A 23961-nucleotide genomic window follows, 5' to 3' on the forward strand; every position below is an offset into this window, starting at 1 on the left:
TGCTCAACAGGGCAGGTGCACGTTGTCCACGAGGAAGTCGAGAAATGCGCGAACGCGCGCGGGCAAGTGTCCGCCTTGTCCCACATAGACGGCATGCACCGGTTCCAGATCGCCGGGGTTGTAGTCTTCAAGCACGGCCACGAGACGCCCTTCGCGCAGATCGGCGTCGACGTGATACCGGGAGTGACGCGCCAGTCCGACGCCCTGAAGCGCGAGCTTTCGCATGGTCTCGCCGTCGCTCGTCAGCACGTTACCCGCGGGCGGGTACATCGTGACGCCACCCGCGCCGTCGAGAAACGGCAAGCCTTCGATGTGACGCTCGAAATTGAACGCCATGACGTTGTGCCGGATGAGGTCGGCCGGCGTTTGCAGGGGCGCGCTGCGCGCGAGATAGTCCGCAGACGCGACAACATGCATGCGACTTTCGCCGAGTTTGCGCGCGACAAGCCGGGAGTCGCGCAGCGGCCCGGCCCGCACGGCGACGTCGGCGCGTTGCGAGAGCAGGTCGACGACCGTGTCGGTGAGTGTCAGATCGAGCCGTATTTCGGGGTACTTCGCCAGAAATGCCGGGATGACCGGCAGCAAATAGAGCGTCCCGATAGGCACGCTCGAATTCACGCGCAGCAAACCTCGCGGTACGGCCCCCGCCGCCGCTTCGCGTTCCGCCGCATCGATATCGGCGAGCACACGCAGCGCACGCTCGTGAAACGCTGTTCCCTCCGGCGTGAGTTGCAAGCGTCGCGTGGAGCGGTTGAACAAACGGGCTCCCAAACGCCCCTCAAGCCGGGCAATCAGCTTGCTGACCGCCGAAGGCGTCATGTGAAGCGCGCGCGCCGCCGCGGAGAAGCCGCCCAGCTCGACTACGCGCGTGAAGACCTCCATATCGCCGGAGCGGTTGACGTCCTGTCGGCCCATCGGATTTTCCTCGACTTCTACGGTGACCGCCCGCGCGGTCCGCGGATGTGGCGATGACGCACGCTGCGTAGTTTTGTGACATGGAGTCACAAATGATTTTCCTTCGCGCAGTCTATTTCATCAATGCGGGGACGTCTATATTCCGGCCATCGGCGTGCCGCGTGCGTAGATGAGGTGCGCCACCTCTCATCTCAGAACAGGAGTCTTCCGTGCCCATCGCTCTTTACGCTCTCACGGCCGGTGCCTTCGGCATTGGCGTGACGGAGTTCGTCATCATGGGTCTGCTGCTTAACGTCGGCGCCGATTTCGGCGTGTCGATCGCCGCAGCGGGCCTGCTTATTTCCGGCTACGCGCTGGGCGTCGTGGTCGGCGCACCCGTCATGACGACCGCGACGGCCCGCTGGCCGCGCAAGACGGTGCTGCTCGTGCTCATGGCCATCTTCACCGTCGGCAACGCGGCCTGTGCGCTTGCACCGAGCTACGGGGCGCTGATGGCGGCCCGCGTGCTGACGTCGTTCGCACATGGCACGTTCTTCGGGGTCGGTTCGGTCGTGGCCACGGGCCTCGTGCCGCGCGAGCGTCGCGCGTCGGCCATTGCCGTGATGTTCACGGGGCTGACGGTGGCCAACATTCTCGGCGTACCGTTGGGCACCTGGCTCGGACAGCATTTTGGCTGGCGCGCCAGCTTCTGGGCGGTGACACTGATCGGTGCCCTCGCCCTGCTCGTGATCGCTGCTTTCGTGCCGAAGATCGCTGCGCCCGAGCATGCCGGCGACTGGCGTGCGGACCTGCGTGCGTTGGGGCGTCGCCCGGTATTACTGGGTCTGCTGACCACGGTGCTGGGATGGGTGGGTGTGTTCGGCGTGTTCACTTACATTGCGCCGCTGCTCACCGAAGTGACGGGTTTTTCCGAAGCTGCGGTTTCCCCGATCCTGTTGATCTTCGGCGGCGGTCTGGTCGTCGGCAACCTGCTCGGCGGCAAGCTGGCGGACCGCCGCGTGGTGCCGACGGTGCTGGGCAGTCTGCTCGCGCTGTCGGTCGTGCTCGGACTGATGACGTTCGCGCTGCACTCGCACTGGCTGACGATCATGTTCGTGGCACTGCTTGGCGCTACGGCGTTCGCGACGGTGGCGCCGCTGCAACTCTGGGTGATGGAAAAGGCGTCGGGGGCGGGCGAGAGTCTGGCGTCGAGCTTCAATATCGCGGCGTTCAATCTCGGCAACGCCATCGGTGCATGGCTTGGCGGCTTCGTCATCGAGCATGGCCCGGGCCTGTCGGCGGTGCCGTGGGTCGCGGCGCTCGTGCCGCTCGCCGGGGTCGGGGTTGCCTTGCTGAGCCTGCGTCTGGATCGCCGGGATGCCGAACGTCGACCGGCACCGCATTGCGAAGCGCCTGCGAGGTAATCGGACGCCGCACCGATTGCGAGTCCGCTCAGGACGTGCGTCGGGCCGACGGCCTGTCGTCACACCATCACGCCATCACACCGATAATGACGCTGGCCGCCGCGAAAGCGGCCGTCGCGCCGACGCCGACCGTCAGACCTCGCGCCTTCAGCGTGTCCTGCGGCATGACCGCCGCGAGCCGGCTGCCGCCCGGCAAGGCCAGAATCACCTCCGCCTGACCGGCCTCGTCGGTCACGACTTCCACAGTGCCGGACAGCCGGTTGGCCGTGGGCAATCCGGCCAGATCCGCACCTCTCGCCATCTCGATCCACGGCGCTTTGATGAGCGCGAACGCGTGGCCGCCCGCCGCCAGCCCGAGCGACTGCGTACTGTGATGCGTAAGCGACGCCGTGATCGCCTCGCCGCCGGGCAGCGTCAGGGTGACTTCGTCGTTCACCCCGCAGCGCCGGATCTGAGTGATCGTTCCGTGCAATTGATTGCGCGCACTGGTCTGAAGGCCGAGCCGGGCGATGACCGGCCACTGTTCGTCGAAGTGCTCCAGATCGTTGGCGACGCGCGCCAGAAACTGGGTTTGCGCCGCTTCCACGGCGCGAAATGCGGCGACCAGCCTGGCCCCGCGCGGCGTAAGGCGTGTGCCGCCGCCGCCGCGCCCGCCGGTGCTGCGCGCGACCAGCGGTTCGCCGGCAAGCTGGTTCATGGCATCGACGGCATCCCACGCGGCCTTGTAGCTCATGCCCGCAGCCTTGGCTGCGGCCGTAATCGACCCGTGCGAGGCAATGTGCTCAAGTAAGGCAATGCGTGCCTGGCCGCCGAGCGGCGACGTGCCGCGATGCAGCCATAACGACCCGCTGACCTGCAAGGCATTATCAGTTTCGTTGTGCAAAACGTCGTCCGTCATTGAAAAAGGTTCGGAAACCATAATGATTTTTTTGATCAAACACAGCAGGTGGCCGCATTGTAGAGGGTGGGGCGAACCAGCGTGCACGGCGGCTGGACGGGGAACTGTTGCGGCGCACCAACGAAGCGCGCTTCGAACGTTCGTTTGGGGGACGAATGGGGGACGTTTCTCCTCTACATTGAATTTGCCGCATGCCCCCCCAATGCCGGTCGTATTGCTTCAGGCCTGAAACGTCGGGCGGGAAGCGGGATGACCGGGAATGCGACGTTGCCGAAGTGCCCACTCACCTGACACAACAGAAACGGGGTGAAATGATGCGCGTCAGGAATATCAAGGAAACGGTTGACGGGGCTCGATACTATCGTCTGGTTCGCACGCTGCCCAACGGCAAGCGCCATCAGATGCAAATCTCTTTCTCCGCGGGTGAAATGCGCTTCAGAAGTTTCGTCGCGCAGCGATTGTGGCTGCTGCGCGCCGAAATGCGGGACAGCACACGGGCGGCCGCCGCGCCCGCACCACGCAGCAACATGCCGCAGCTGGTCTTTTGACCCGACCCAGGTGTTGACGGACAAAGCGCCGGCCCCGTGTCTTCGCGGGCCCGGCGCTTTCGTTATGCCTGCCTGATCTTCATGCTCGTCTTTATGCGCTTCGCTCCTTCCGCCTGAACCGTCTAGCCCGCCTTGCGCGGCGTGAGGGGAGCGGGCGTCGCTGACGCAGTTGTCGTCTTTACCGCCGTCAACCCTGTACCTGCGTGGGCGATGGCGTATTGCACCAGTTCGTCGAATGCGATCGGGCGCGCAAACAGATAGCCCTGTGCATACGTGACGTTACGCCCGCGCAGGTAATTCGCCTGCATCTCGTTCTCGACCCCTTCCGCCACGATGGTCATGTCCAGCCGCTCGGCCAGGTGAATGATGGAATCGCAGATGTTGCGCGTGACCACGTCCTCTTCCGTCACCGGCAGGAATTCCTTGTCGATCTTCAGATAATTGAAGTCGTAGCGCTTGAGATAGCCGATGGAATTGTTTTCGGCGCCGAAGTCGTCCAGCGCTGTCTCGATGCCGCGCCGCTGCAATTCGGCCATCACGTTGCGCGCGGCCGCCGTATCGCGGATCACGTACCGTTCGGTGATCTCCGCGACCATCGGATAGGTGTGATTGAGCGACCCGTAGTAACGCTCGATGTCGTGCAGGATCGTCGTGTCGCGCAAATGCCGTTCGGCGAGATTGATGCCGATATGAAAGCCCTGCGGCAACGCGCCCTTCGCCACATCGTTACGGATCTGACGCAGCAATGCGCGCGTGAGATCGATGATGAGGCCGTTGTCTTCGGCAATGGGAATGAAGGCGTCGGGCCGCACCAGACCGGCCACCGGGTGATGCCAGCGCATCAGTGCCTCGGCGCCCGCGCAACGTCCGGTCGCCAGTTCCATGACCGGCTGGTAATACACCTTGAATTCGTTGCGCTTGATGCCGTGTGCGATCTGGCGCTTCATGAACTGCGCGGGGCCGAGATGGCGGAACGTCAGCACCGCAAGCAGGAATGCCACGATGCCGCCGAACGCCAGAAAGATCGGCGCCTGCTGCGTGGCGAGCGACTGCATCAGCGAAGGACTGCCGGCGAGCGACGTCGTGAAATGCTCGGAGGTGAGCGATACCTGCGCGCCCCGGGTCGCAATGCCCGCCGACTCCAGTCGCGGGCCTTCCGACGTGAGCGCGACGTTGCCCACGGTCATCGCCGTCCAGGCCAGATCGCTGTTCTTCACGCTGTGCAGCGTTTCGGTGAGATAGATGCCGTCGACGAAGCCGAGCACGCCGTCGGTGGCGGAGGTCGGCACGTAAAGTGCGAGCGCCGGCATATCCCGCACGTAGGGCGTGCCGCTCACCAGCAGCGTGTGCGTGCCGGTAAGCATGGGCACGAGATCGGCGGGCAGCGGCATGTTCAGCGCGGCGTTGGAGCGAATGACCGACGAACAGTAAAGCTGCCCGCGCGAGACGAGCCAGATGGAACGGAAGTACGGGCTCAGGGTGCCGGCGGCCTGAAGCGACGTGCTGACCTCGCTGCACGACCGGCCGACCCATGGGGTCGCGCCACGCAAGGTGTTTTCGGCCTGCGAGACGATGCGTTCGATGGCGTCGCGCTGGCGCTCGGCCTCCTCATGCAGGATCGACTGCGACATGTGATAAATGCGCAGCCAGCCCAGAAAGAGGACGACAGCGAGCGTGACCGCCACGACAAGTCCGGTCACCAGCCACTGCACGACTCTGGAGTGTTGAATCATGTTTGCTGCCAACCAAGGAAAGCGGAGGGCCCAACGTGGACTGCGGTGCTGCACGGCACAACTCGTCAACTGACTCTACACGAATCCCCGACGGTGTCCGACCCCCGATAAACCCGCACAACGCCCGGCAGGCGTGCGCGAGACGGCCTTGCGGCGGTCTTACGTCATCTCGCAATGGGGCGTTGGGACCGTATTCAGCGTGGTACTCCGATGGCGTAATCGCGACAAAACTTGGCGTAACGGCGATTTACGCATGCTCTACACTTCACTCATTAACTTTCCGGCAGAAATTGGGACTAATCCCAACTTTCGTGCATAGGTGTGCCAATCGGCACGAAACCGGCGGAAAGCACACGTTTTCTCAAGCCTTTGACGTCATTTCACCCATCCCATGTCGAGTCAACCTGCAACGTCCCTCTCCGGCGCCAGCTCGCCGGCGGCGCAGGGCGCGGCGTTCCGCGTGCTGTCTGCCATCAGCTTTTCCCATTTGCTCAACGACATGATTCAGTCGTTGATCCTGGCCATCTACCCGCTGCTCAAGTCCGGTTTCAATCTGAGTTTCGGTCAGGTCGGTCTGATTACGCTCACGTACCAGATCACGGCATCGCTGCTGCAACCGGTCGTCGGGCTCTACACCGATAAGCATCCCAAGCCCTATTCGCTGCCGGTCGGCATGGGCTTTACGCTCGTGGGGCTGCTGCTGCTGGCGGTGGCGCCGAACTTCGGCATGCTGCTCGTCGCGGCCGCGCTCGTGGGCATGGGCTCGTCGGTATTCCATCCGGAATCGTCGCGCGTGGCGCGTATGGCCTCGGGCGGACGCCACGGCATGGCGCAGTCGTTCTTCCAGGTCGGCGGCAACGTCGGGTCGTCGCTCGGTCCCTTGCTTGCGGCGCTGATTATCGTGCCGAACGGCCGTGGCAGCGTGGCGTGGTTCTCGGTGGCGGCGCTCGTCGCGATTTTCGTGCTGTACCACGTGAGCCGGTGGTACGCCGTGCAACGTGCGGCGAGCAAGGGCAAGCCGGCGGCGCGCCGGGGCGGTGCTCACCAACTGTCGCAAGGCAAGGTGCTGTTCGCCATCGGCATTCTGCTGGTGCTGATTTTCTCGAAGTACTTCTATCTCGCGAGCATCAGCAGCTATTTCACGTTCTATCTGATCAGCAAGTTCCACGTGTCGGTGCAAAGCGCACAGGTGCATCTGTTCGTCTTCCTGTTCGCCGTGGCGGCAGGCACGATGATCGGCGGTCCGCTGGGCGACAAAATCGGCCGCAAATACGTGATCTGGGGGTCGATCCTCGGTGCTGCGCCGTTCACGCTGATGCTGCCATACGCCAGCCTGTTCTGGACCGGCATTCTGACGGTGCTGATCGGTCTGATTCTCGCGTCGGCGTTCTCGGCGATTCTGGTCTATGCGCAGGAACTGATGCCGGGCAAGGTTGGCACGGTATCGGGGCTGTTTTTCGGTTTCGCATTCGGCATGGGCGGCGTGGGCGCTGCCGTGCTGGGCCAGTTGGCCGACTCGACGAGCATCGACTTCGTCTATCACGTGTGCGCCTTCCTGCCGTTGCTCGGAATCGTGACGATCCTGCTGCCGGACGTCGAAGGGCACAAGAAGACGGCCGCCGCCTGAGGTCGCTGCGTCCAAGCGCGTTCGCGTCAAGAAAATCGCCGGTTCCGGGATCCCGGAACCGGCGATTTTTCGTCGGGCGATGCGCTCGACGCGGACAACACCGGCCACGCAATCGAACCGGGCATTGTGGCGTATCGACGCCGGCGAATTACGGCGTGCCGCGCTTTTGCAACTGCCAGCGAGCGTTTTCGCTCGCCTTGCAGGCGGGCAGCTTCAGCGTGACTTCCTGACGCTTGGCGGTGAGCAGCACGACCAGATCGCGGCAGGTTTTCTCGCCGTCCTTGTGGGTGTTGGTCGGCGTGAGCTGGGCGGCGATGGCAACGGGATTGCCCGTGCCCTTGTTGGTCCACTCGGAGGATTCGTTGTCCTGCTTGTTGGACAGCGCCGCACCGGCGGCCTTGGCCAGCGACTCGTTGTCGGCCTTGCGCATATAGGCCAGCGGCGAATTGCTCATGAAGGAAAGATTCGACGCGGCAAACGCGGGCACAGCCACGCTGGCGCCGATGACGAGCGCCGTGCCGAGCACCAGCGAGCGGGCGCGAGAGGAGCGGATTAGCGACATTCGGAGTCCTTGATATTGTCGACGGGGGACGAAGCCTGCGCGATGCCGTGCCGAACATCACGTCCGGTGGGCGGCGGCAGGGGGCACGACGATCATAAAAGAAACCGGCAACGGCGTCATCTCGGCGCCGTCTTGGCGCTGCCCCAGTGTTATCGCACCGGATCGGCGCCAGGCGTCACGGCCGTCTCGCGCCCGTGATGACGTCGGCAACATGCCCGAGCGCGGTTTTCAGCACGGCGTCGCTGTCCGGCGAGCCGAACGCGACACGGATCGCCGACGGCGCCGGCTCGCCGGGCGCGGCGAAGGCATCGACGGGCGTGACGGCGACGCCGCGCGCGTGCAACGCCGCGACGACGTCGTCGCAGCGCATAGGCGCGGGCACCGGGACCAGCCGGTGAAACGCCCCGGCATAGCCCGTCGACCCGCAGGCCGCCAGACATTGCATGGCGATGGCCTGACGTTGCGCTGCCAACGCGCGCTTGTGCAGGATCCACCGGTCGATTGTGCCGTCGCCCGGCCAGCGCGACGCCAGCTGTGCCATCAATGGTGCGGCACTCCATACGCTCGCGCGCATGGCGGCGTGCACGCGTGGCAGCCATGCGGGCGGTGCGACGAGATAGGCGATGCGAAGTCCCGGCGCCGCGGGCTTCGAGAGGCTGCATACCTCGAACGTGCGCTCGGGCGCGAGCAGGCGAAGCGGCGGCGGGGCGTCCGCGACGAGAAAGCCGTAAGCGCTGTCGTCGATGAGCAGCAGATCGTGACGGCGTGCCACGTCGACCAGCGCCATGCGTTGCGCCAGCGGCATGATGCATCCCAGCGGGTTATGCAGCGTCGGCATGGTGTAGACGGCGCGAATGCGGCCCCCATGGGCGCGTTCCGCGCCGGTCCGGCACAGCCTGTCCAGCGCCACCGGATCGAGCCCGCCCCCTGTCACCGGTACAGCGACGAGCGGCACGTCGCGCATGGCCGCCAGCGCCTTCCAGCCGGGATACGTCAACGCTTCGACGGCAACGGGCTCGCCGGCCCGGCACAGCGCCAGTTGCAGAACGTCGAGCGCATGCTGCCCGCCCGCACACACCACCAGTGTGTCGGGCGAGACGCTCACCGCGTCGCGCCGCGAGAGCCATTGCGCCGCGGCGCGACGGTCGGACGAATGGCCGTCGTGCGGCGTATGGGCGAGCAACGCACTCAGGTCCCCGCCGGACGCCATCTCGCGCAACGCCTGCCGCAACACGTCGGTCTGCTCCGGCAGCACCGGATAGTTGAACGCCAGATCGACGCCATCCAGCCTTGCGGGCGCCGGCGCCCACTGGGCAAACGCGGCGGCGGCCCCGACAGCGGGCGAACGCACGAACGTGCCGCGCCCTACTTCACCGATCGCCAGCCCGCGTCGCGCGAGTTCGGCGTACACGCGCGTGACGGTGGAGACCGCAAGCCCATGCCTCTCTGCATACTCGCGCTGCGGCGGCAAGCGAGTGCCCGAAACAAGATCGCCACAAGCCATTGCTTCGGCGAGGCGTTCGACATGTTGGAGGTAACGGGCGGGAGCGGCCATGACACCGGAGGGAGAGGCGTGAGACGGAGAAGGGTCGATGCGGATTGTTATCAGGACAATTCAATAATTGCACTGATTTTCCGGGCCGACAATACTGGCGACTGCGCTGAAGACCGTGTCGTCCCTCCCTTCCTCTCTTGACTGTCCTATGTTCGCCTCGCACCGTCTGCCGTCGCGCCGGGCCATCCCCCTGCTCGCCGTCCAGCTGTTCCTCGTGACGTTTTCCGTCAACCTTCAGGCCCCGCTCGTCCCCCACTATGCAGCGGCGAGCGGCCATGGCACGGGTGCGCAGGCGCTGGCGTTCGCGTGCTACGTTGGTGCGCTCGTACCGGCGTTGCTGTTCCTCGCCGGATTGTCGGACCGCGTGGGCCGCCGCTTGCCGCTGGCCGTCGCCCTGTTGCTGGGGCTCGCCGGTACCTGGCTGACGTTGCGCTGGCCGACGCTCGTGGCGCTCGGCGGCGCCCGCGCGTGCTACGGATTGGCGACGGGGCTGGTGGCGGGCAGCGGCACCGCCTACATGACGGAGTTATACGGCGAGCGCGAAGACGCCGCGACGCGTGGCGCGGCGCTGGTTGCTGCGGCCACGTCACTCGGTTTCGGCACGGGCGCGCTCGTCACCGGGCTGTGTCTGATCGCCGCGCCGTCGGTGCTGCCGCCGTTGAGCCTGTGGGCGTATCTGCCGTTCGCGCTGGTCGCTGCGCTGGCCGTGGCGGCGTTGCCCGCACCGGCGCGTCACCCGGACATGCCGTGGCTGCGTTGGCCGGTGCTCGCCCCCGGCACGGTTGCGCTGGGCGTGGCCATCCTGCTCGCGTGGGCGGCAGTGGGTGTGGTCATCGGCGTGGTGCCGTCGGCGCTGGCGGCGCACGGCCACGCCGCGTGGGCGGGATTTGCGACGTTCTTCGTCGTCTCGACAGGGTTGCTTTTCCAGCCCGCGGCGCGCCGCATGGCGCCTGTACGAGCCGTGCGTGCCGGTCTCGTGCTGGTGCCGCTCGGGTTCGCCGTGCTGGCGTTGGGGGTGGTGTACGTCAATCTGCCCGCGCTGCTCGCGGGGGCGGTTATCGCCAGTTCCGCGTGCTATGGCTTCACGTATCTGGGCGGGCTGGCTGCGGTCAATGCCGCTGTCGCGCCTGCATTGCGCGCCCGGGCGGCGGCGGGGTACTTCCTGTTTGCGTACTTCGGATTTTCCGTCCCGGTAGTCACGAGCGGCTGGCTGGCCGATCGCTTCGGTATGCCCGTTGCACTCGCGCTGTTCACCGCGGCGTTGATCGCGGGGAGTGCGGCGCTCGCACTGACGCTGCGCCGCAGATCCACCGAAGCGGCAACAACGGCAACCGCTACGCGTCCGGTTTGCGCCCCGGCTGCGCGCCGCTTGCGGGACTGACGTAGGCGCCCGTGCCATGCAACTGGTCTTCGGCCAGTTCCAGCGCGCGCACCGCACCGCGCCCCTTGCGGGCGAGCAGCATCTCCACGAGCGTTTCCACCACCGCAATGCCCGCCGTGATCGACGGGAAGAACGACGGACTCTCGTGCGAGAACAGCACCGTCACGTCGGCGTCGAGCGCGAGCGGGGAGACGGTCGAGTCCGTGAGCGCGAGCACGCGGGCGCCGGCCGCACGGGCGGCGCGCGCCACGATCAGCGCTTCGTTCGAGTACGGCGCGAAGCTGACCACAACGACCACGTCGCGCGCCGAGAGCGCCCGCAATTCCATCTCCAGCGTGCCCGCTTCACCGCGAATCAAATGGACGGTGGGCCGGAACAGCCGATAGACGTACTGGAACGTGAACGCAATCGGGAAGCACGCACGAAAGCCCGCGACATGAACGGTGCCTGCATTGGCGAGCAGATCGACGGCCGCGCCGAGCGAGGCGTTGGCGCCGGCCTCCGTCAGGTCGAGGTTATTGTGCTGCACCCGGAACATCTCGGGCACCATGCGCGCGGCGTCGCCCTCGCGGATCACCTGCCGGGCACGGCTCGCGTAGGGTTGCGGGCCGAGACGAATCGACTCCAGAAACAGCTCGCGAAGCCCATGCCATCCGTCGAAGCCCAGATGCTGCGCGAGCCGCACGAAGGTGGCCGGTTGCACGCCGGCCTCGGCGGCAATCGCGCGCATGGAACTGATCGGTACCCGTTGCGGATGATCGAGGAGAAAGCGCGCGCCCGCCTGGAATTGCGGACTGAGCTGAGGGTAACGCTCGCGCAGCAACGTGTTGAGTTGGTCGAGCGTTTGCGGCAGCGCTGTGGCTTGTGTCATTGGGGGATGGCAACACGGCGACGAAAGAATGTAACGATTGTTGCATGAAATGCCGCCACCACGCACGCGCTTTCCCTTGGGGCCGTGCTCTGCGATGAAACCGCGAGGGCGGCAATGGTGTTGCGCGAAGTGTTGCGCTCACAAAGCGACTGAAACATATGTTGCAAACAGAGGGCGATACGCCTACACTGAGCAGCATCGCGACACCCCATTACCGTCTCGCAGCATCTTTTCGTCAGAGGTTCAGGCATGACTCATGTGTTTCACCGCAATCCGCGCCAGACGTTGCCCACCGCAGTCGGCGGCCAGGGAATCGAGTTGATCGACAGCAACGGCAAGCGTTATCTCGACGCGTGCGGCGGGGCGGCCGTCTCCTGCCTGGGTCACGGGCATCCGCGCGTGATCGAAGCGATGCAGCGACAGGCCGCGCAATTGGCCTACGCGCATACGTCGTTCTTCACAACGGACGTTGCCGAGCAACTGGCCGATACGCTCGCGGCGAGTGCCCCCGGCGATCTGAAGCATGTGTACTTCGTGAGCGGCGGCTCCGAGGGCGTGGAGGCGGCGCTCAAGCTGGCACGTCAGTACTTCGTCGAAATCGGCCAGCCGCAGCGTCAGTACTTCATCGCGCGCCGTCAGAGCTATCACGGCAACACGCTCGGGGCGCTGGCCATCGGTGGCAATGCCTGGCGACGCGAACCGTTCCTGCCGTTGCTGGTGCCGGCGCATCACGTCTCGCCGTGCTTCGCGTACCGCGAACGGCTCGATGGCGAGAGCGACGCGGCGTACGTGCAGCGACTGGCGGACGAACTCGAAGCGAAGATCCTCGAACTCGGCGGCGACAAGGTGATCGCGTTCGTCGCGGAGACCGTGGTCGGCGCGACCGCGGGCGCGGTGCCTCCGGTGGGCGACTACTTCAAGCGCATTCGCGCCGTGTGCGACAAGTACGGCGTGCTGTTGCTGCTCGATGAAGTCATGTCCGGCATGGGCCGCACCGGTTATCTGTTCGCGTGCGAGGAAGACGATGTGACGCCGGACATCCTCGTCATCGCCAAGGGGCTTGGGGCGGGGTATCAACCCATCGGTGCGATGCTTTGCTCGGACAAGATCTTCGACGCCGTGGTCGGCGGCTCGGGATTCTTCCAGCACGGGCATACCTATTTGGGCCACGCGATGGCGTGCGCGGCGGCGCTGGCCGTGCAGCGCACGATCGCCGAAGAGGGCTTGCTCGAGAATGTGAAGGCGCGCGGCGAGCAACTCCGTGCGCGCCTGCGCGAGGTCTTCGCCGATCACCCGAACGTGGGAGACGTGCGCGGGCGCGGGCTGTTCGTCGGCGTGGAGTTCGTCGCCGACCGGGCCACCAGACGGACGCTGCCGGCGCAGGACAGGACACACGCCCGTTTGAAGGCCGCTGCCAAGGAACGCGGCCTGCTGATCTACCCGATGGGCGGCACGGTCGACGGCGTGCATGGCGATCACGCCCTGATTGCGCCCCCGTTCATCTGCCAGCCGGAAGACATCGATCGCATCGTCGAGCGTCTCGCGCTGTCGGTTGCCGACGTGACCGGCGTGAAGGCCGGGGGCCTGGCATGAACACGCCGGTGGCGCGGCACTACGCGCTGGCCGTTGCGCCGAACGGCGCCCGCCGTACGCACGCCGATCACCCGGCGCTGCCGATGACGCCGGACGAGCTCGGCGCGTGCGCCAAGGCATGTCTCGATGCGGGCACGGCGATGATTCACTTGCACGTGCGCAAGGCAGACGGCACTCACAGCCTCGAAGTGCCCGATTATGAAGCCGGTATCGCCGCGGTGCGCCGCGCCGTCGGCAATGAACTGGTGTTGCAGGTCACGACCGAGGCGGTCGGCATTTACACCCCGGCGCAGCAGATCGCGACGGTGCGGGCGTTGCGTCCCGAAGCGATCTCGGTCGCCTTGCGCGAAGTGTTGCCCGATGCCGCCCATGCGAGCGCCGCGCAAGCGTTTTTCGCCTGGCTTTGGCAGTCGCAGATCACGACGCAGTACATTCTGTACGACACCGCCGACGTGGCGCAGTACTGGCGCCTGCGCGCGAGCGGCGCGATTCGTCCCGGGCGGCACTGGGTGTTGTTCGTGCTGGGTCGTTACAGCAAGGGCCAGTTGTCTTCGCCATCCGACCTGCTGCCGTTTCTCAACGCCTGGCACGCCGGAGTCGACGCGCAGGGCGAGGCGTCGGCCGAAACCCCCTGGGCCATGTGCGCGTTCGGCCCGCGCGAGGCGGAGTGCGCGCTGGCGGCAGTGTTGCAGGGCGGCCACGCCCGGATTGGCTTCGAGAACAATCTTTATCTGCCGGATGGCAGCCTCTGCCCGGACAATGCCGCGTCGCTCGGCGTGCTGACGTCCGCGGCCCGCCCGCTGGCGCTCGCGCCCATGACGGCGAACGCCTTGCGCGAATTGACGCGCTGATCGCCAGCGGCTTCGCGCGACGGATTCCGGCATCCGTGCAGCGGGCTACCCGGGCACAAGCGGTGCCCGGGAGTGTGCGACGGATCGGAAATAAACCCAAATACAAGGCCTGACCGGCGTTGTCCGGCCGGGCTGCTGTAATAGAATCGGCGTAACCTCAAAAAGGCCCGCGTCGTCCTCCTCCGGCACCGGGCACGAATCCGAACGGGAGCGCGGCGTGAAACACTGGTCGATCCGACATCGCATTCTGGCCAGTTTTGGCCTGATCCTTGCCTTGATGGCCCTCATGGCGGGCGTCGCCTATACGCGCCTAACCGCTATCGAAGCGGACGCGCGCAGTGTGGAAGACGACTCTGCACCGGGTCTCTACTACAGCACGATGCTGCGCGGTGCGTGGTTCGAGAGCTACCAGTTGCTCCAGCAGGTCGTCGCCATCGACGACAACGACAAGACCCGTGCGGTCGATCTCGACGCGCTGCGCGCGGCCGACACCCGCATCGACGGCTGGATCAAGGATTACGGTACCACCGTCAACCGAGCCATCGACCGGATTCAGTACGACGAAGTGCGCGGCACACGCAGCCAGTACGGCCGCATCAGTACACAGGTGCTCAAGCTGGTCGCGGACGGTCAGATGCCCGCCGCACGCGCGATGCTCACCGACCAGCTCTATCCCGAGTGGGGCCGCGGGCGCGCCGCCATCCAGCGCCTGGTCGACACCAACAAGACCTATTCGGACGAAGCCACGCACAGCATCAGCGAAGCCGTGCTGGCCGCCAAGGCCACGCTGCTCATTACGCTGGCCGTGGCGTTGGCGTTCGCCGTGCTCGCGGGGTGGATGCTGTTCCGCGCGATCAGCGTGCCGCTTGCCAGCGTGATGCAGATTCTGGAGGTCATGCGCTCGGGCGATCTGACCCGGCGGCTCAATCTGGAGCGTCGTGACGAATTCGGTGCGCTGGAGTCGGGCTTCAACCGCATGACGGACGAACTGACGGGGCTCGTCGGGCAAGCCCAGAAATCGGCGCTGCAAGTGACGACGTCGGTGACCGAAATCGCCGCAACGTCGCGCCAGCAGCAGGCGACGGCGTCGGAGACGGCGGCCACGACCTCCGAGATCGGCGCGACGTCGCGCGAGATTTTCGCCACGTCGCGCGATCTGGCGCGCACCATGACCGAAGTCGCAGGCGTGGCCGATCACGCGGCAACGCTCGCGGGCACGGGGCATGTCAGCCTCACCCGCATGGAAGACGCGATGCGTCACGTGGTCGAAGCGGCTGGCTCCGTGAACGGCAAGCTCGGCATCCTCAACGAGAAGGCGGGCAACATCAATCAGGTCGTGACCACGATCACGAAGGTGGCCGACCAGACCAATCTGCTCTCGCTCAATGCGGCCATCGAGGCGGAGAAGGCGGGCGAATACGGCCGCGGCTTCGCCGTGGTGGCAACGGAGATTCGTCGTCTTGCCGATCAGACGGCCGTGGCGACATACGACATCGAGCAAATGATCAAGGAGATCCAGTCGGCGGTGTCGGCAGGCGTGATGGGCATGGACAAGTTCGCCGAGGAAGTGCGTCGCGGCATGGATGAAATGCGTCAGGTGGGCGACCAGCTCGCGCAGATCATCTCGCAGGTGCAGACGTTGCCGCCGCGCTTCCAGGTCGTGAACGAAGGCATGCAGGCGCAGGCCACCGGGGCGGAGCAGATCAATCAGGCGCTGGTGCAGCTCTCCGAGGCCGCGCAACAGACGGCCGAGTCGTTGCAGCAGTCGAGTCAGGCCATCGAAGAACTCAATCACGTGGCCAATGGCCTCAAGAGCGGCGTGTCGCGGTTCAAGGTGCAGACACTCCCGCCGACCGGGCTGGTCTGACGTCGACGGCACGTTTGCCGTCATTTGCTCATCGCGGACACCGACATGCTGTTCCTGCGTTTCGCCATCGCGACCGATCATTACGTCATCGAAGCCGGCCATGTCGCCGAGGTGCTGCCGTGGCTTGCCCTCAAACGCCTGCCGGCCGCGCCTGCGTGGGTGGCCGGGGCGTTCAGCTATCGCGGCGAATCTGTCCCGGTCATCGATATGACGCGGCTTGCTACCGGCGTGGGTGCGCCTGAGCGCCGGTCCACCCGTCTGGTGCTCGTCCATTACCCCGCGCCCGGCCCGCAGGCGAGACGCCTCGGTGTGCTCCTCGAGCGCGCGACCGGCACCATGCGTGCGGACGTCGAGGCGTTCCGATCCAGCGGTGTCGACTTGCCTGAGGGGCGTTATCTCGGGCCGGTGCTCGATACCGAAGACGGCCTCGTGCAATGGGTGCGTGTCGACCAACTGTTGACCGGCGAGGCGCGTGCGCTTCTCTTCGATGCCGCCCAGGCGGCGCTGGCCGATGAGGCTCACGGCGCCGGCGGCGCGGGGGTACCGGCATGAGTCACGTGCGAGATATCGAACGCTTGTTGCGCGACACCATGGGGCTCGATGCCGAAACGCTCGGGGCCCATGCCATCGAACGCGCGGTGCGCGCCCGTCTTGTCGCGCTGTCGCCCGAATTGCAGGACCCCCCGCCTTACACGCGCTACTGGCAGCGATTGCAGCAATCGCCGCAGGAGCTTCAGGCGCTGATCGAAACCGTCGTGGTGCCCGAGACATGGTTCTACCGCCATCGCGAGGCCTTCACGGCGCTGGCGCAAATGGCGCAGGAAGCGCGCGCGTCGCGCCGCGACACACCGCGTGAGGGGCAACCGTTGCGACTTCTGAGTCTGCCGTGTTCGACCGGCGAAGAGCCATACTCGATCGCGATGACAATGTTCGATGCGGGCTTCGGCGCGAACGATTTCACCGTCGATGCGGTGGACATCAGCGAACGGGCGCTCGCCGTGGCACGCCAAGGACTGTACGGTCGTAATTCGTTTCGCGGCCCGCCGGACACGATGTTGTTCCGGGACAGGTACTTCACGCCCGAAGAAGACGGCTTTCGCGTCATTGGCGCACTGCGCGCACGGGTGCGCTGGCATGCGGGCAATCTCTTCGATCCCTCGCTGATCGATCGGCTGGGTACGTTCGACTTCGTCTTCTTTCGCAATGTGCTGATCTATTTCGATCGCGACGGACAGCGCCGGGCCATCGCGGCATTGGAACGACTCATGCGCATGGGCGCGACGCTTTTCGCAGGACCCGCCGAAGGCGGCGCGCTGACGAACAACGGCCTCGCGCCGACCGGGCACGTACAGGCATTTTCGTTCCGGGTGGCCGGACCGGTGAGCGATGTGGTGGCGGCCGGAATGGCATCCGCAGGGGCTTCCGTGCGAAGCTTCGGACCGCCGCCGCCATCGCCGCCTGCTTCACCTTCGCCTTCGTCTACGGCGGCCTCCACTTCCCGGAGACCTCCGGCATCGCGCGTATCCCTCGCGCCGCTATCCACCCGTTCGATGACGCCCGCCGCCTCCAAACGGGGCGATACCGCGGCTAAGGCCGATGTCGACGCCCAGTTGGCACAGGCGCGCGTGGCGGCCGACGCTGGCGATTTCGTGCGCGCCGTCGCCGTATGCCGTACGGTGCTCGCGGCCGATCGCGCCAATGCACAGGCCGAGTATCTGCTGGGACTCGTCGAAGATGCGCGCGGAGACTCGCAAGCGGCGCTCGTCCATTACCGGCGGGCGCTGTATCTCGACCCGGCGCATTACGAAGCGCTCGTGCACTGCGCGGCATTGCTCGACGCGCGCGGCGACGCGCCGGGGGCGCGCCGACTGCTCGAACGCGCAGGACGCGCCGAGCGCACCGACGCTGCGAAGCCGTCCTCCGAAACGCATGATCCGGTACAACGCCACGGGACCCGACATCGATGACCTCTCGCGAACTCGCGCCTGACGCCGGCCGCGGTCCCGGCGCGCTCGACCCGGCATCGTCGCCCACGGTCAAACCGGACGCCGGCACCCTGCACCGTCAGGCCGCCGAATTACTCGACCGGTTGCCGGTCGTGCCGGTCGATCCAGCGCCCTGGCGCACCGCACCCGGCGATGACGAGATCGTGCGTGGGGCGTCCTTGCTGCTCTTCCGGCTGGCCGACGAGTGGCTGGCGCTTCCCACGTCGGCCATCGAAGAGGTCGCGCCGATGCGCGGCTGGCATACGGTGCCGGGGCATCGTCAGCGCGCGTTGCTTGGACTCGTCAATTTGCGCGGCGCGCTGGTGCCGTGCCTGTCGCTGGGCGAACTGCTCGGCGTGCAACCGGCGCCGCAAACGCAGCGCGCGCCGTCGAACATGTTGCGGGCGAGTACGGCACGGCTGCTGGCGCTGCGCCATGGTCATCACCTCAGTGCGTTTCCCGTGACGGAGGTCCACGGCACGATCAAACCCGCGAGCGCGGCGTTGGGCGCGGTACCTGCGACGGCGTTGGGCGCCTCCGACGGCTTTGCGATCGCCGTTCTGCCCTGGCGCGAGCATGTCGTCGGGGTGCTGGATCCGTTGCGCGTAGGAGCGGCGTTCGACAGGAGCCTCGCATGAGCGACGACCTTCGGAATGCGACGCTGCTCGATCTGTTCCGCATGGAGACGGAGACGCAGGCGCAGGTGTTGGGCGACGGCCTGCTGGCGCTCGAACGTGCGCCGACCGACGCGTCGCGCCTCGAAGCCTGCATGCGGGCCGCGCATTCGCTCAAGGGCGCGGCGCGTATCGTGGGCGTCGAGGCCGGCGTCGCGCTCGCCCATGTGCTCGAAGATGCTTTCGTTGCGGCACAGCGCGGCGCGCTCGTATTGGACGTGCCGATCATCGACCGCCTGTTGCAGGGAGTGGACCTGCTCATGCGCCTTGCCCATCCGCCAGGGCGCGACCCGAATTGGGCGCAGGGCGCAGGCAAGGCGGAAATCGATACCTTTGTCGCAACGCTTACCGAGACGCTGGCGTCGCTGGCGGAAGGCGGGCCGAAGAATGCGTCGACAGGCGCGTCGCCGGACGAACTCACGGCATTCGATTACGCCAGTTACGGTACGCCCGCCGACGATGCGCGAGCCGCGTCGGCAACGCCTTCGTTGTCCGCGGCCGGTGAGGCATCCGCAATGTCGGCAATGTCGGCAACGTCGCCAACGTCGCCAACGTCCGCCGCTTCGCCCGCGAGCGCAGGGTCATCGGCCTTGCATGGCGGCGACCGGCGCGAGACGTTCGACGATGCGCGCAGCATGCGCGACATGCACGACATGCGCGACATGCACGACATGCACGACATGCACGACATGCACGACATGCACGACATGCACGATATGCCGGATATGGACGGCGCAGGTGCAGGCAAAGGCGACGCCTCGGGCAACGGGTCACGCGCGTTGCGCGTCTCCGCCGAGAACCTGGATCGTTTGTTGCGCCTGTCGAGCGAGGCGTTAGTGGCATCGCGCTGGTCGCAGCCATTCGCGCAGTCGTTGCGGCGGCTCAAACGTCATCAGCACGATGCGGACGAAGCGCTCGAGCGCGTAAGCTCCGCGCTTGCGCGGGTGGCCGGGCGTGCCGACGAAGACCGTCAGGTGCTGCTCGCGGCGCTGGCCGACCTGCGCCGTGCGCTCGGCGCCGGCGGACAGTTGCTCGCGGAGCAGGTCCACGAACTGGACGAATTCGACCGGCGCTCGACGCAACTGTCGCAGCGTTTGTATGACGAAGCGCTCGCCTGCCGCATGCGCCCCATCGACGACCGTCTCGGCGGCTTCGCCCGCATGGTGCGCGATCTCGGGCGCACACTCGGCAAGCCCGCGCGGCTGGAAATTCGCGGCGCCGACACGCAGGTCGACCGCGACATTCTCGATCGGTTGGACGCGCCGCTGGGCCATTTGCTGCGCAATGCCGTCGACCACGGGCTCGAAAGCCCGGAAGTGCGCGCGGCGGCGGGCAAACCGAGCGAGGGTGTCATTACGCTGAGCGCACGGCACAGTGCGGGGCTGCTCCTTGTGAGCGTGGCCGACGACGGCGCCGGCATCGATCTCGAGCGCGTGCGTGAGGCCGTCGTCAAGCGCGCACTGGTTACGCCGGAGACCGCGCAGCGGCTCGACGACAACGAACTGCTCGAATTCCTGATGCTGCCGGGCTTCACGTTGCGCGATACGGTGACGGACGTCTCCGGGCGCGGTGTCGGTCTGGACGCCGTGCGCGCGATGGCGGCAATGGTGCGCGGCACGGTGCGCATCGAACACGCGCCGGGGCGAGGGACCAAATTCGTCATGCAATTGCCACTGACGCTCTCGGTGGTGCGCAGCCTGCTCGTCGAAATCGCCGGTGAACCCTACGCGCTTCCGCTCGCCAGTTTGTCGCGCACGCTGGCGCTGCCGCAGGCGCGTATCGAGCGGCTCGAAGGGCGTGCGCATTTCACGCTGGACGGCAGGCAGATCGGTCTGGTGAGCGCGCAGCAGGTGCTGTGCGGTACGGCGCCGGCCGGCGTCGAGGGCGACCAGCCGGTGGTGGTATTCGGCGAAGGCGAGACGCGCTACGGACTGGCCGTCGACAAATTCCTCGGCGAGCGCATGCTCGTCGTGCAACCGCTCGACGTGCGTCTGGGCAAGCTGCCCAATATTGCGGCGGGCGCACTCGCGGAAGACGGTTCGCCGCTGCTCATCATCGACACCGCCGATCTGGTGCGCTCGATCGCAAAGGCTGTGGAGACGGGTGCCCTGGAGCGACTGCCGATGCGCGCGGCGCTGGCGAGCGGCCGTGCACGCAAGCGCGTGCTGGTCGTCGACGATTCGTTGACCGTGCGCGAGCTGGAGCGCAAGCTGCTTGCCGCGCGCGGCTACGATGTGAGCGTTGCCGTCGACGGCATGGACGGCTGGAATGCCGTGCGCAGCGAGACGTTCGATATGGTGATCACGGACGTCGACATGCCGCGCATGGACGGCATCGAGCTGGTGACCCTCATCAAGCGCGACACGCGCACGGCCGAATTGCCGGTCATGATCGTTTCATATAAGGATCGCGAGGAAGATCGACAGCGCGGACTCGATGCGGGCGCCGACTATTACCTCGCGAAGGGCAGCTTCCATGACGACGCATTGCTGCGTGCGGTCGTGGATCTCATCGGGGAGCCGGGGTCATGAAAATCGGGATCGTGAACGATTCGGTCATCGCGGTGGAAGCGTTGCGACGCACGCTGGCACAACGGCCGGGCCTTGATGTCGTGTGGATTGCGCACGACGGCGCGCAAGCGGTGCAAATGTGCGAATGCGCTACACCCGATCTGGTGCTGATGGATCTCGTCATGCCGGTTATGGACGGGGTGGCGGCCACGCGCGAGATCATGCGCCGCGCCCCCTGCCCGATTCTGATCGTGACATCCGATGTGGGGCACCACGCGAGCCTTGTGTTCGATGCCATGGGCGCAGGCGCGGTGGATGCGGTCGACACGCCGGTATTGGGCGGATCGGACCTTGCACGGCCGGCGTCGTCGCTACTCGCGAAGATCGAAGCGATCGCGGCGCAACAAGCCGATGCCGTAGCGCCGCAACCGGCGATGCCGTCGCGCGTCACGTCGGGCACCGATGCGCTGGTCGCCATCGGCGCGTCCGCGGGCGGACCGGCCGCGCTCGCGACGCTGCTCGGCCGGTTGCCCGAGAACTTCGGTGCGGGAGTCATCGTCGTACAGCATGTGGACGACGCTTTCGCTCCCGGCATGGCCACGTGGCTCGACCAGCAGACGTCGCTCACGGTCCGGCTGGTGGAGGCGGGCGAGCGACCCTCGGCGGGCACCGTACTGCTCGCCGGCGGCAATCGGCATCTGCGGGTGGACGCGAGCGCCCGCTGCGTGTATACCGACGAACCTAGGGATGCGGTGTACCGGCCGTCCATCGACGTGTTTCTGCACAGCGTTGCCGAGAACTGGCGTTCGCGCGCGGTCGGTGTGCTTCTGACGGGCATGGGGCGTGACGGTGCCGCAGGACTCGGCGCGATGCGCGCGCAAGGTTTCATCACGATGGCGCAGGATCGGGCCACGAGCGCGGTGTACGGCATGCCGAAAGCGGCGGCCGAAGCCGGTGCGGCCTCGCAGATTCTGCCGCTGCCGAGCATTGCGCCGCAACTGGTCGCGCTTTTCGGCACGGTATAGATCGCGAGAAGGGTAGCAACAAGGCCTGCGAGAATGGTCGCGCGAATGATTGCGCGGAATGATCGGGCGAAGGTTGCCGAAGGCAGCGCAGCCGCACAAGAACAGCCACGTGCGTAACGTGGTAGCAGAGTCAATAAGGAGAGGGGCAAAAACTATGACGACAGCGCCGCGCGAACCCAAGTCGGACCCGCGACCGATCGGCTCGGAGGGCAGCCTGAGCGATTCGTCGGCAATGGTGTTGCTCGTCGACGACCAGGCCATGGTCGGCGAAGCGATCCGCCGCGCTCTGAGCGGCGAATCGAACATCGATTTCCACTACTGCGCCAATCCCGACGATGCCTTGCGTGTGGCCGAACAGACTCGCCCGACCGTTATTCTTCAGGATCTCGTGATGCCGGGCATCGACGGGCTGTCGCTGGTGCGTCAGTATCGTGCCAGCCCGCTTACGCGCGACATTCCGATCATCGTGCTTTCGACCAAGGAAGAGCCGACCGTCAAACGCGAAGCATTTGCGGCCGGCGCCAACGATTATCTGGTCAAGCTGCCCGATACCATCGAACTCGTTGCCCGCATTCGCTATCACTCCCGCTCGTACATGAACCTGCTGCAACGCGACGAAGCGTATCGCGCGTTGCGCGAGAGTCAGCAGCAACTGCTCGAGACGAATCTCGAACTGCAGCGTCTCACGCATTCCGACGGCCTGACGGGGTTGGCGAACCGCCGTTACTTCGACGAGTACTTCGGCGCGGAATGGCGCCGCGCGCTGCGCGAACAGCGCGAGATGGCGCTGCTCATGATCGACGTCGACAACTTCAAGATTTACAACGACACATACGGCCACATTGCGGGCGACGACGTACTGCGTCGCGTGGCACGCACAATGGCCGACGCCGCGTCGCGCCCGGCGGACCTTGCCGCGCGCTTTGGGGGCGAAGAGTTCGTGATGGTGCTGCCCAACACGTCGGCCAGCGGGGCGGCGGCGATCGCGGAGAAGGTGCGCGCGCAGATCGAAGCGATGGCGATTCCGCACGTGGGATCGGCCAACGGCCGGCACGTCACGATCAGTCTCGGCGGCGCGGCGCTGGTGCCGCGCACGCACATGGCGTCGACCTCGTTGATCGAGTCGGCGGATCTGGCGCTGTATCGCGCCAAGCAACAGGGCAAGAATCGCGTGGAGATGCAGCCAGGCGCTTCCTGAGCCTGAGGAGGGCGCATGACCTTCGAGCTGTTCTATTGGCCGGGCCTGCAAGGGCGCGGCGAGTTTGTCCGCCTCGCTTTCGAGGCCGCGGGTACCCCCTATGTGGAGATCGTGCAGGGTGACGAGCCCGGTCAGGGCTTGGACGGTCTGCTGCACACCATGGACGATCCCGCGTGCATGGACCCGCCGTTCGCCCCGCCTTTTCTGCGCATCCGCCACGCCTCGGGCCACGAACTGATCGGCCAGACGGCCAACATCCTCGCGTATCTCGGACCGCTGCTGGGTCTCGTTGGCGAAACGCCGCGCGCGAGGCGATGGGTGAATCAATTGCAGTTGACGATTGCCGATCTCGTGGCCGAGGTACACGACGGTCATCACCCCATCGCCAGCCGTCTCTACTACAGCAATCAGAAAGCGGAAGCCCGCAAACGGACGGCGGATCTGATCGACTACCGTCTGCCCAAATTCTTCGGTTACTTCGAGCGGGTGCTGGCACGCAATCCCCATGCGGGCGGATGGCTGTCCGAAGGCGCGATGTCGTATGCCGACCTGTCGCTGTTTCAGGTGATCGAAGGGCTGTATTACGCGTTCCCGCGCGCCATGTCGGGGTTCGCGAGCGCGTTCCCGCGTTGTCGGGCGGTGCGTGATGCCGTCGCCCGCGAGCCGCTCGTTGCGGCGTATCTGGAATCGCCCCGCCGTATCCCGTTCAACACCTCAGGCATTTTCCGTCACTATAAGGAACTGGACCGCGCATCGCCGTTTTGA

The 23961-nt window shown here is 66.1% G+C and carries 20 protein-coding genes; 14 read left to right on the plus strand and 6 right to left on the minus strand.

The window, feature by feature from the left end; translation table 11 throughout:
- Positions 1-3: 3 nt before the first annotated feature.
- Positions 4-915, minus strand: a complete 912-nt coding sequence (locus AB870_RS00345) for a LysR family transcriptional regulator (protein ID WP_047906488.1) — start codon at positions 913-915, stop codon at positions 4-6.
- A gap of 209 nt (positions 916-1124) precedes the next feature.
- Here AB870_RS00345 and AB870_RS00350 point away from each other — a divergent pair, with 209 nt between their 5' ends.
- On the plus strand, positions 1125-2318 hold the full coding sequence (locus AB870_RS00350) for an MFS transporter (protein ID WP_047906489.1): 1194 nt from the start codon (positions 1125-1127) through the stop codon (positions 2316-2318).
- A gap of 67 nt (positions 2319-2385) precedes the next feature.
- Here AB870_RS00350 and AB870_RS00355 read toward each other — a convergent pair whose 3' ends face one another.
- The gene (locus AB870_RS00355; protein ID WP_047906490.1) at positions 2386-3216 is read right to left on the minus strand and encodes a TOBE domain-containing protein; all 831 of its coding nucleotides are present in this window, start codon (positions 3214-3216) and stop codon (positions 2386-2388) included.
- A gap of 311 nt (positions 3217-3527) precedes the next feature.
- Here AB870_RS00355 and AB870_RS00360 point away from each other — a divergent pair, with 311 nt between their 5' ends.
- Complete coding sequence (locus AB870_RS00360) at positions 3528-3764, plus strand: hypothetical protein (RefSeq protein ID WP_047906491.1); 237 nt, start codon at positions 3528-3530, stop codon at positions 3762-3764.
- A 122-nt stretch (positions 3765-3886) separates the two neighbouring features.
- Here AB870_RS00360 and AB870_RS00365 read toward each other — a convergent pair whose 3' ends face one another.
- Entirely contained in the window at positions 3887-5497 is a 1611-nt protein-coding gene (locus tag AB870_RS00365; RefSeq protein ID WP_047906492.1) for an EAL domain-containing protein, read from the minus strand.
- Between the two features lie 391 nt (positions 5498-5888).
- On the opposite strand from AB870_RS00365, the gene AB870_RS00370 reads away from it, so the two are divergent.
- Positions 5889-7124, plus strand: coding sequence for an MFS transporter (locus AB870_RS00370; RefSeq protein ID WP_047906493.1), 1236 nt, complete (start codon positions 5889-5891; stop codon positions 7122-7124).
- A gap of 148 nt (positions 7125-7272) precedes the next feature.
- Here the strand turns inward: AB870_RS00370 and AB870_RS00375 are convergent, their stop codons facing one another.
- Positions 7273-7686, minus strand: a complete 414-nt coding sequence (locus AB870_RS00375; RefSeq protein ID WP_047906494.1) for a hypothetical protein — start codon at positions 7684-7686, stop codon at positions 7273-7275.
- Between the two features lie 175 nt (positions 7687-7861).
- Positions 7862-9241 (minus strand): aminotransferase-like domain-containing protein, encoded by a 1380-nt coding sequence (locus AB870_RS00380; protein WP_047906495.1) that lies wholly within the window; start codon positions 9239-9241, stop codon positions 7862-7864.
- 148 nt (positions 9242-9389) lie between these two features.
- On the opposite strand from AB870_RS00380, the gene AB870_RS00385 reads away from it, so the two are divergent.
- A complete protein-coding gene (locus AB870_RS00385; RefSeq protein WP_047906496.1) occupies positions 9390-10622 on the plus strand; it encodes an MFS transporter in 1233 nt (410 codons plus the stop codon).
- On the opposite strand, the gene AB870_RS00390 is transcribed toward AB870_RS00385, so the two are convergent.
- Positions 10576-11493: a MurR/RpiR family transcriptional regulator gene (locus AB870_RS00390; RefSeq protein WP_047906497.1), complete on the minus strand. Its 918-nt coding sequence runs from the start codon at positions 11491-11493 to the stop codon at positions 10576-10578. The two genes, AB870_RS00385 and AB870_RS00390, sit on opposite strands and share 47 nt — an antisense overlap.
- Positions 11494-11742: 249 nt before the next feature.
- Here AB870_RS00390 and AB870_RS00395 point away from each other — a divergent pair, with 249 nt between their 5' ends.
- The 10 genes from AB870_RS00395 (at position 11743) to AB870_RS00440 (ending at position 23961) form a co-directional block, all read left to right on the plus strand.
- A complete protein-coding gene (locus tag AB870_RS00395; protein WP_047906498.1) occupies positions 11743-13086 on the plus strand; it encodes an aspartate aminotransferase family protein in 1344 nt (447 codons plus the stop codon).
- The gene (locus AB870_RS00400; protein WP_047906499.1) at positions 13083-13937 is read left to right on the plus strand and encodes a beta-keto acid cleavage family enzyme; all 855 of its coding nucleotides are present in this window, start codon (positions 13083-13085) and stop codon (positions 13935-13937) included. Before AB870_RS00395 ends, AB870_RS00400 begins: the two co-directional genes overlap by 4 nt.
- 217 nt (positions 13938-14154) lie before the next feature.
- A complete protein-coding gene (locus tag AB870_RS00405; RefSeq protein ID WP_047906500.1) occupies positions 14155-15804 on the plus strand; it encodes a methyl-accepting chemotaxis protein in 1650 nt (549 codons plus the stop codon).
- Positions 15805-15849: 45 nt separating this feature from the next.
- Entirely contained in the window at positions 15850-16356 is a 507-nt protein-coding gene (locus tag AB870_RS00410; protein WP_047908614.1) for a chemotaxis protein CheW, read from the plus strand.
- Entirely contained in the window at positions 16353-17771 is a 1419-nt protein-coding gene (locus tag AB870_RS00415) for a CheR family methyltransferase (protein WP_047906501.1), read from the plus strand. The genes AB870_RS00410 and AB870_RS00415 overlap by 4 nt, the downstream gene beginning before the upstream one ends.
- Complete coding sequence (locus tag AB870_RS00420; RefSeq protein WP_053059507.1) at positions 17768-18427, plus strand: chemotaxis protein CheW; 660 nt, start codon at positions 17768-17770, stop codon at positions 18425-18427. Before AB870_RS00415 ends, AB870_RS00420 begins: the two co-directional genes overlap by 4 nt.
- On the plus strand, positions 18424-20994 hold the full coding sequence (locus AB870_RS00425; RefSeq protein ID WP_047906502.1) for a hybrid sensor histidine kinase/response regulator: 2571 nt from the start codon (positions 18424-18426) through the stop codon (positions 20992-20994). The genes AB870_RS00420 and AB870_RS00425 overlap by 4 nt, the downstream gene beginning before the upstream one ends.
- Positions 20991-21998: a chemotaxis response regulator protein-glutamate methylesterase gene (gene cheB / locus AB870_RS00430; RefSeq protein ID WP_047906503.1), complete on the plus strand. Its 1008-nt coding sequence runs from the start codon at positions 20991-20993 to the stop codon at positions 21996-21998. The genes AB870_RS00425 and cheB overlap by 4 nt, the downstream gene beginning before the upstream one ends.
- Before the next feature lie 154 nt (positions 21999-22152).
- Positions 22153-23196, plus strand: coding sequence for a response regulator (locus AB870_RS00435; RefSeq protein ID WP_237170015.1), 1044 nt, complete (start codon positions 22153-22155; stop codon positions 23194-23196).
- Positions 23197-23211: 15 nt separating this feature from the next.
- Positions 23212-23961 (plus strand): glutathione S-transferase, encoded by a 750-nt coding sequence (locus AB870_RS00440; protein WP_047906504.1) that lies wholly within the window; start codon positions 23212-23214, stop codon positions 23959-23961.

This window comes from Pandoraea faecigallinarum (assembly GCF_001029105.3).
In the GTDB taxonomy this organism is placed as follows: domain Bacteria; phylum Pseudomonadota; class Gammaproteobacteria; order Burkholderiales; family Burkholderiaceae; genus Pandoraea; species Pandoraea faecigallinarum.

Bases quoted from the DNA above. Each gene is read 5' to 3' on its own strand.
- cheB (WP_047906503.1), top strand. From the start codon at position 20,991: ATGAAAATCGGGATCGTGAACGATTCGGTCATCGCGGTGGAAGCGTTG.
- AB870_RS00370 (WP_047906493.1), top strand. From the start codon at position 5,889: ATGTCGAGTCAACCTGCAACGTCCCTCTCCGGCGCCAGCTCGCCGGCG.
- AB870_RS00440 (WP_047906504.1), top strand. From the start codon at position 23,212: ATGACCTTCGAGCTGTTCTATTGGCCGGGCCTGCAAGGGCGCGGCGAG.
- AB870_RS00410 (WP_047908614.1), top strand. From the start codon at position 15,850: ATGCTGTTCCTGCGTTTCGCCATCGCGACCGATCATTACGTCATCGAA.
- AB870_RS00420 (WP_053059507.1), top strand. From the start codon at position 17,768: ATGACCTCTCGCGAACTCGCGCCTGACGCCGGCCGCGGTCCCGGCGCG.
- AB870_RS00400 (WP_047906499.1), top strand. From the start codon at position 13,083: ATGAACACGCCGGTGGCGCGGCACTACGCGCTGGCCGTTGCGCCGAAC.
- AB870_RS00425 (WP_047906502.1), top strand. From the start codon at position 18,424: ATGAGCGACGACCTTCGGAATGCGACGCTGCTCGATCTGTTCCGCATG.
- AB870_RS00435 (WP_237170015.1), top strand. From the start codon at position 22,153: ATGACGACAGCGCCGCGCGAACCCAAGTCGGACCCGCGACCGATCGGC.
- AB870_RS00365 (WP_047906492.1), bottom strand. From the start codon at position 5,497: ATGATTCAACACTCCAGAGTCGTGCAGTGGCTGGTGACCGGACTTGTC.
- AB870_RS00360 (WP_047906491.1), top strand. From the start codon at position 3,528: ATGATGCGCGTCAGGAATATCAAGGAAACGGTTGACGGGGCTCGATAC.
- AB870_RS00380 (WP_047906495.1), bottom strand. From the start codon at position 9,241: ATGGCCGCTCCCGCCCGTTACCTCCAACATGTCGAACGCCTCGCCGAA.
- AB870_RS00415 (WP_047906501.1), top strand. From the start codon at position 16,353: ATGAGTCACGTGCGAGATATCGAACGCTTGTTGCGCGACACCATGGGG.
- AB870_RS00355 (WP_047906490.1), bottom strand. From the start codon at position 3,216: ATGACGGACGACGTTTTGCACAACGAAACTGATAATGCCTTGCAGGTC.
- AB870_RS00375 (WP_047906494.1), bottom strand. From the start codon at position 7,686: ATGTCGCTAATCCGCTCCTCTCGCGCCCGCTCGCTGGTGCTCGGCACG.
- AB870_RS00345 (WP_047906488.1), bottom strand. From the start codon at position 915: ATGGGCCGACAGGACGTCAACCGCTCCGGCGATATGGAGGTCTTCACG.
- AB870_RS00385 (WP_047906496.1), top strand. From the start codon at position 9,390: ATGTTCGCCTCGCACCGTCTGCCGTCGCGCCGGGCCATCCCCCTGCTC.
- AB870_RS00395 (WP_047906498.1), top strand. From the start codon at position 11,743: ATGACTCATGTGTTTCACCGCAATCCGCGCCAGACGTTGCCCACCGCA.
- AB870_RS00390 (WP_047906497.1), bottom strand. From the start codon at position 11,493: ATGACACAAGCCACAGCGCTGCCGCAAACGCTCGACCAACTCAACACG.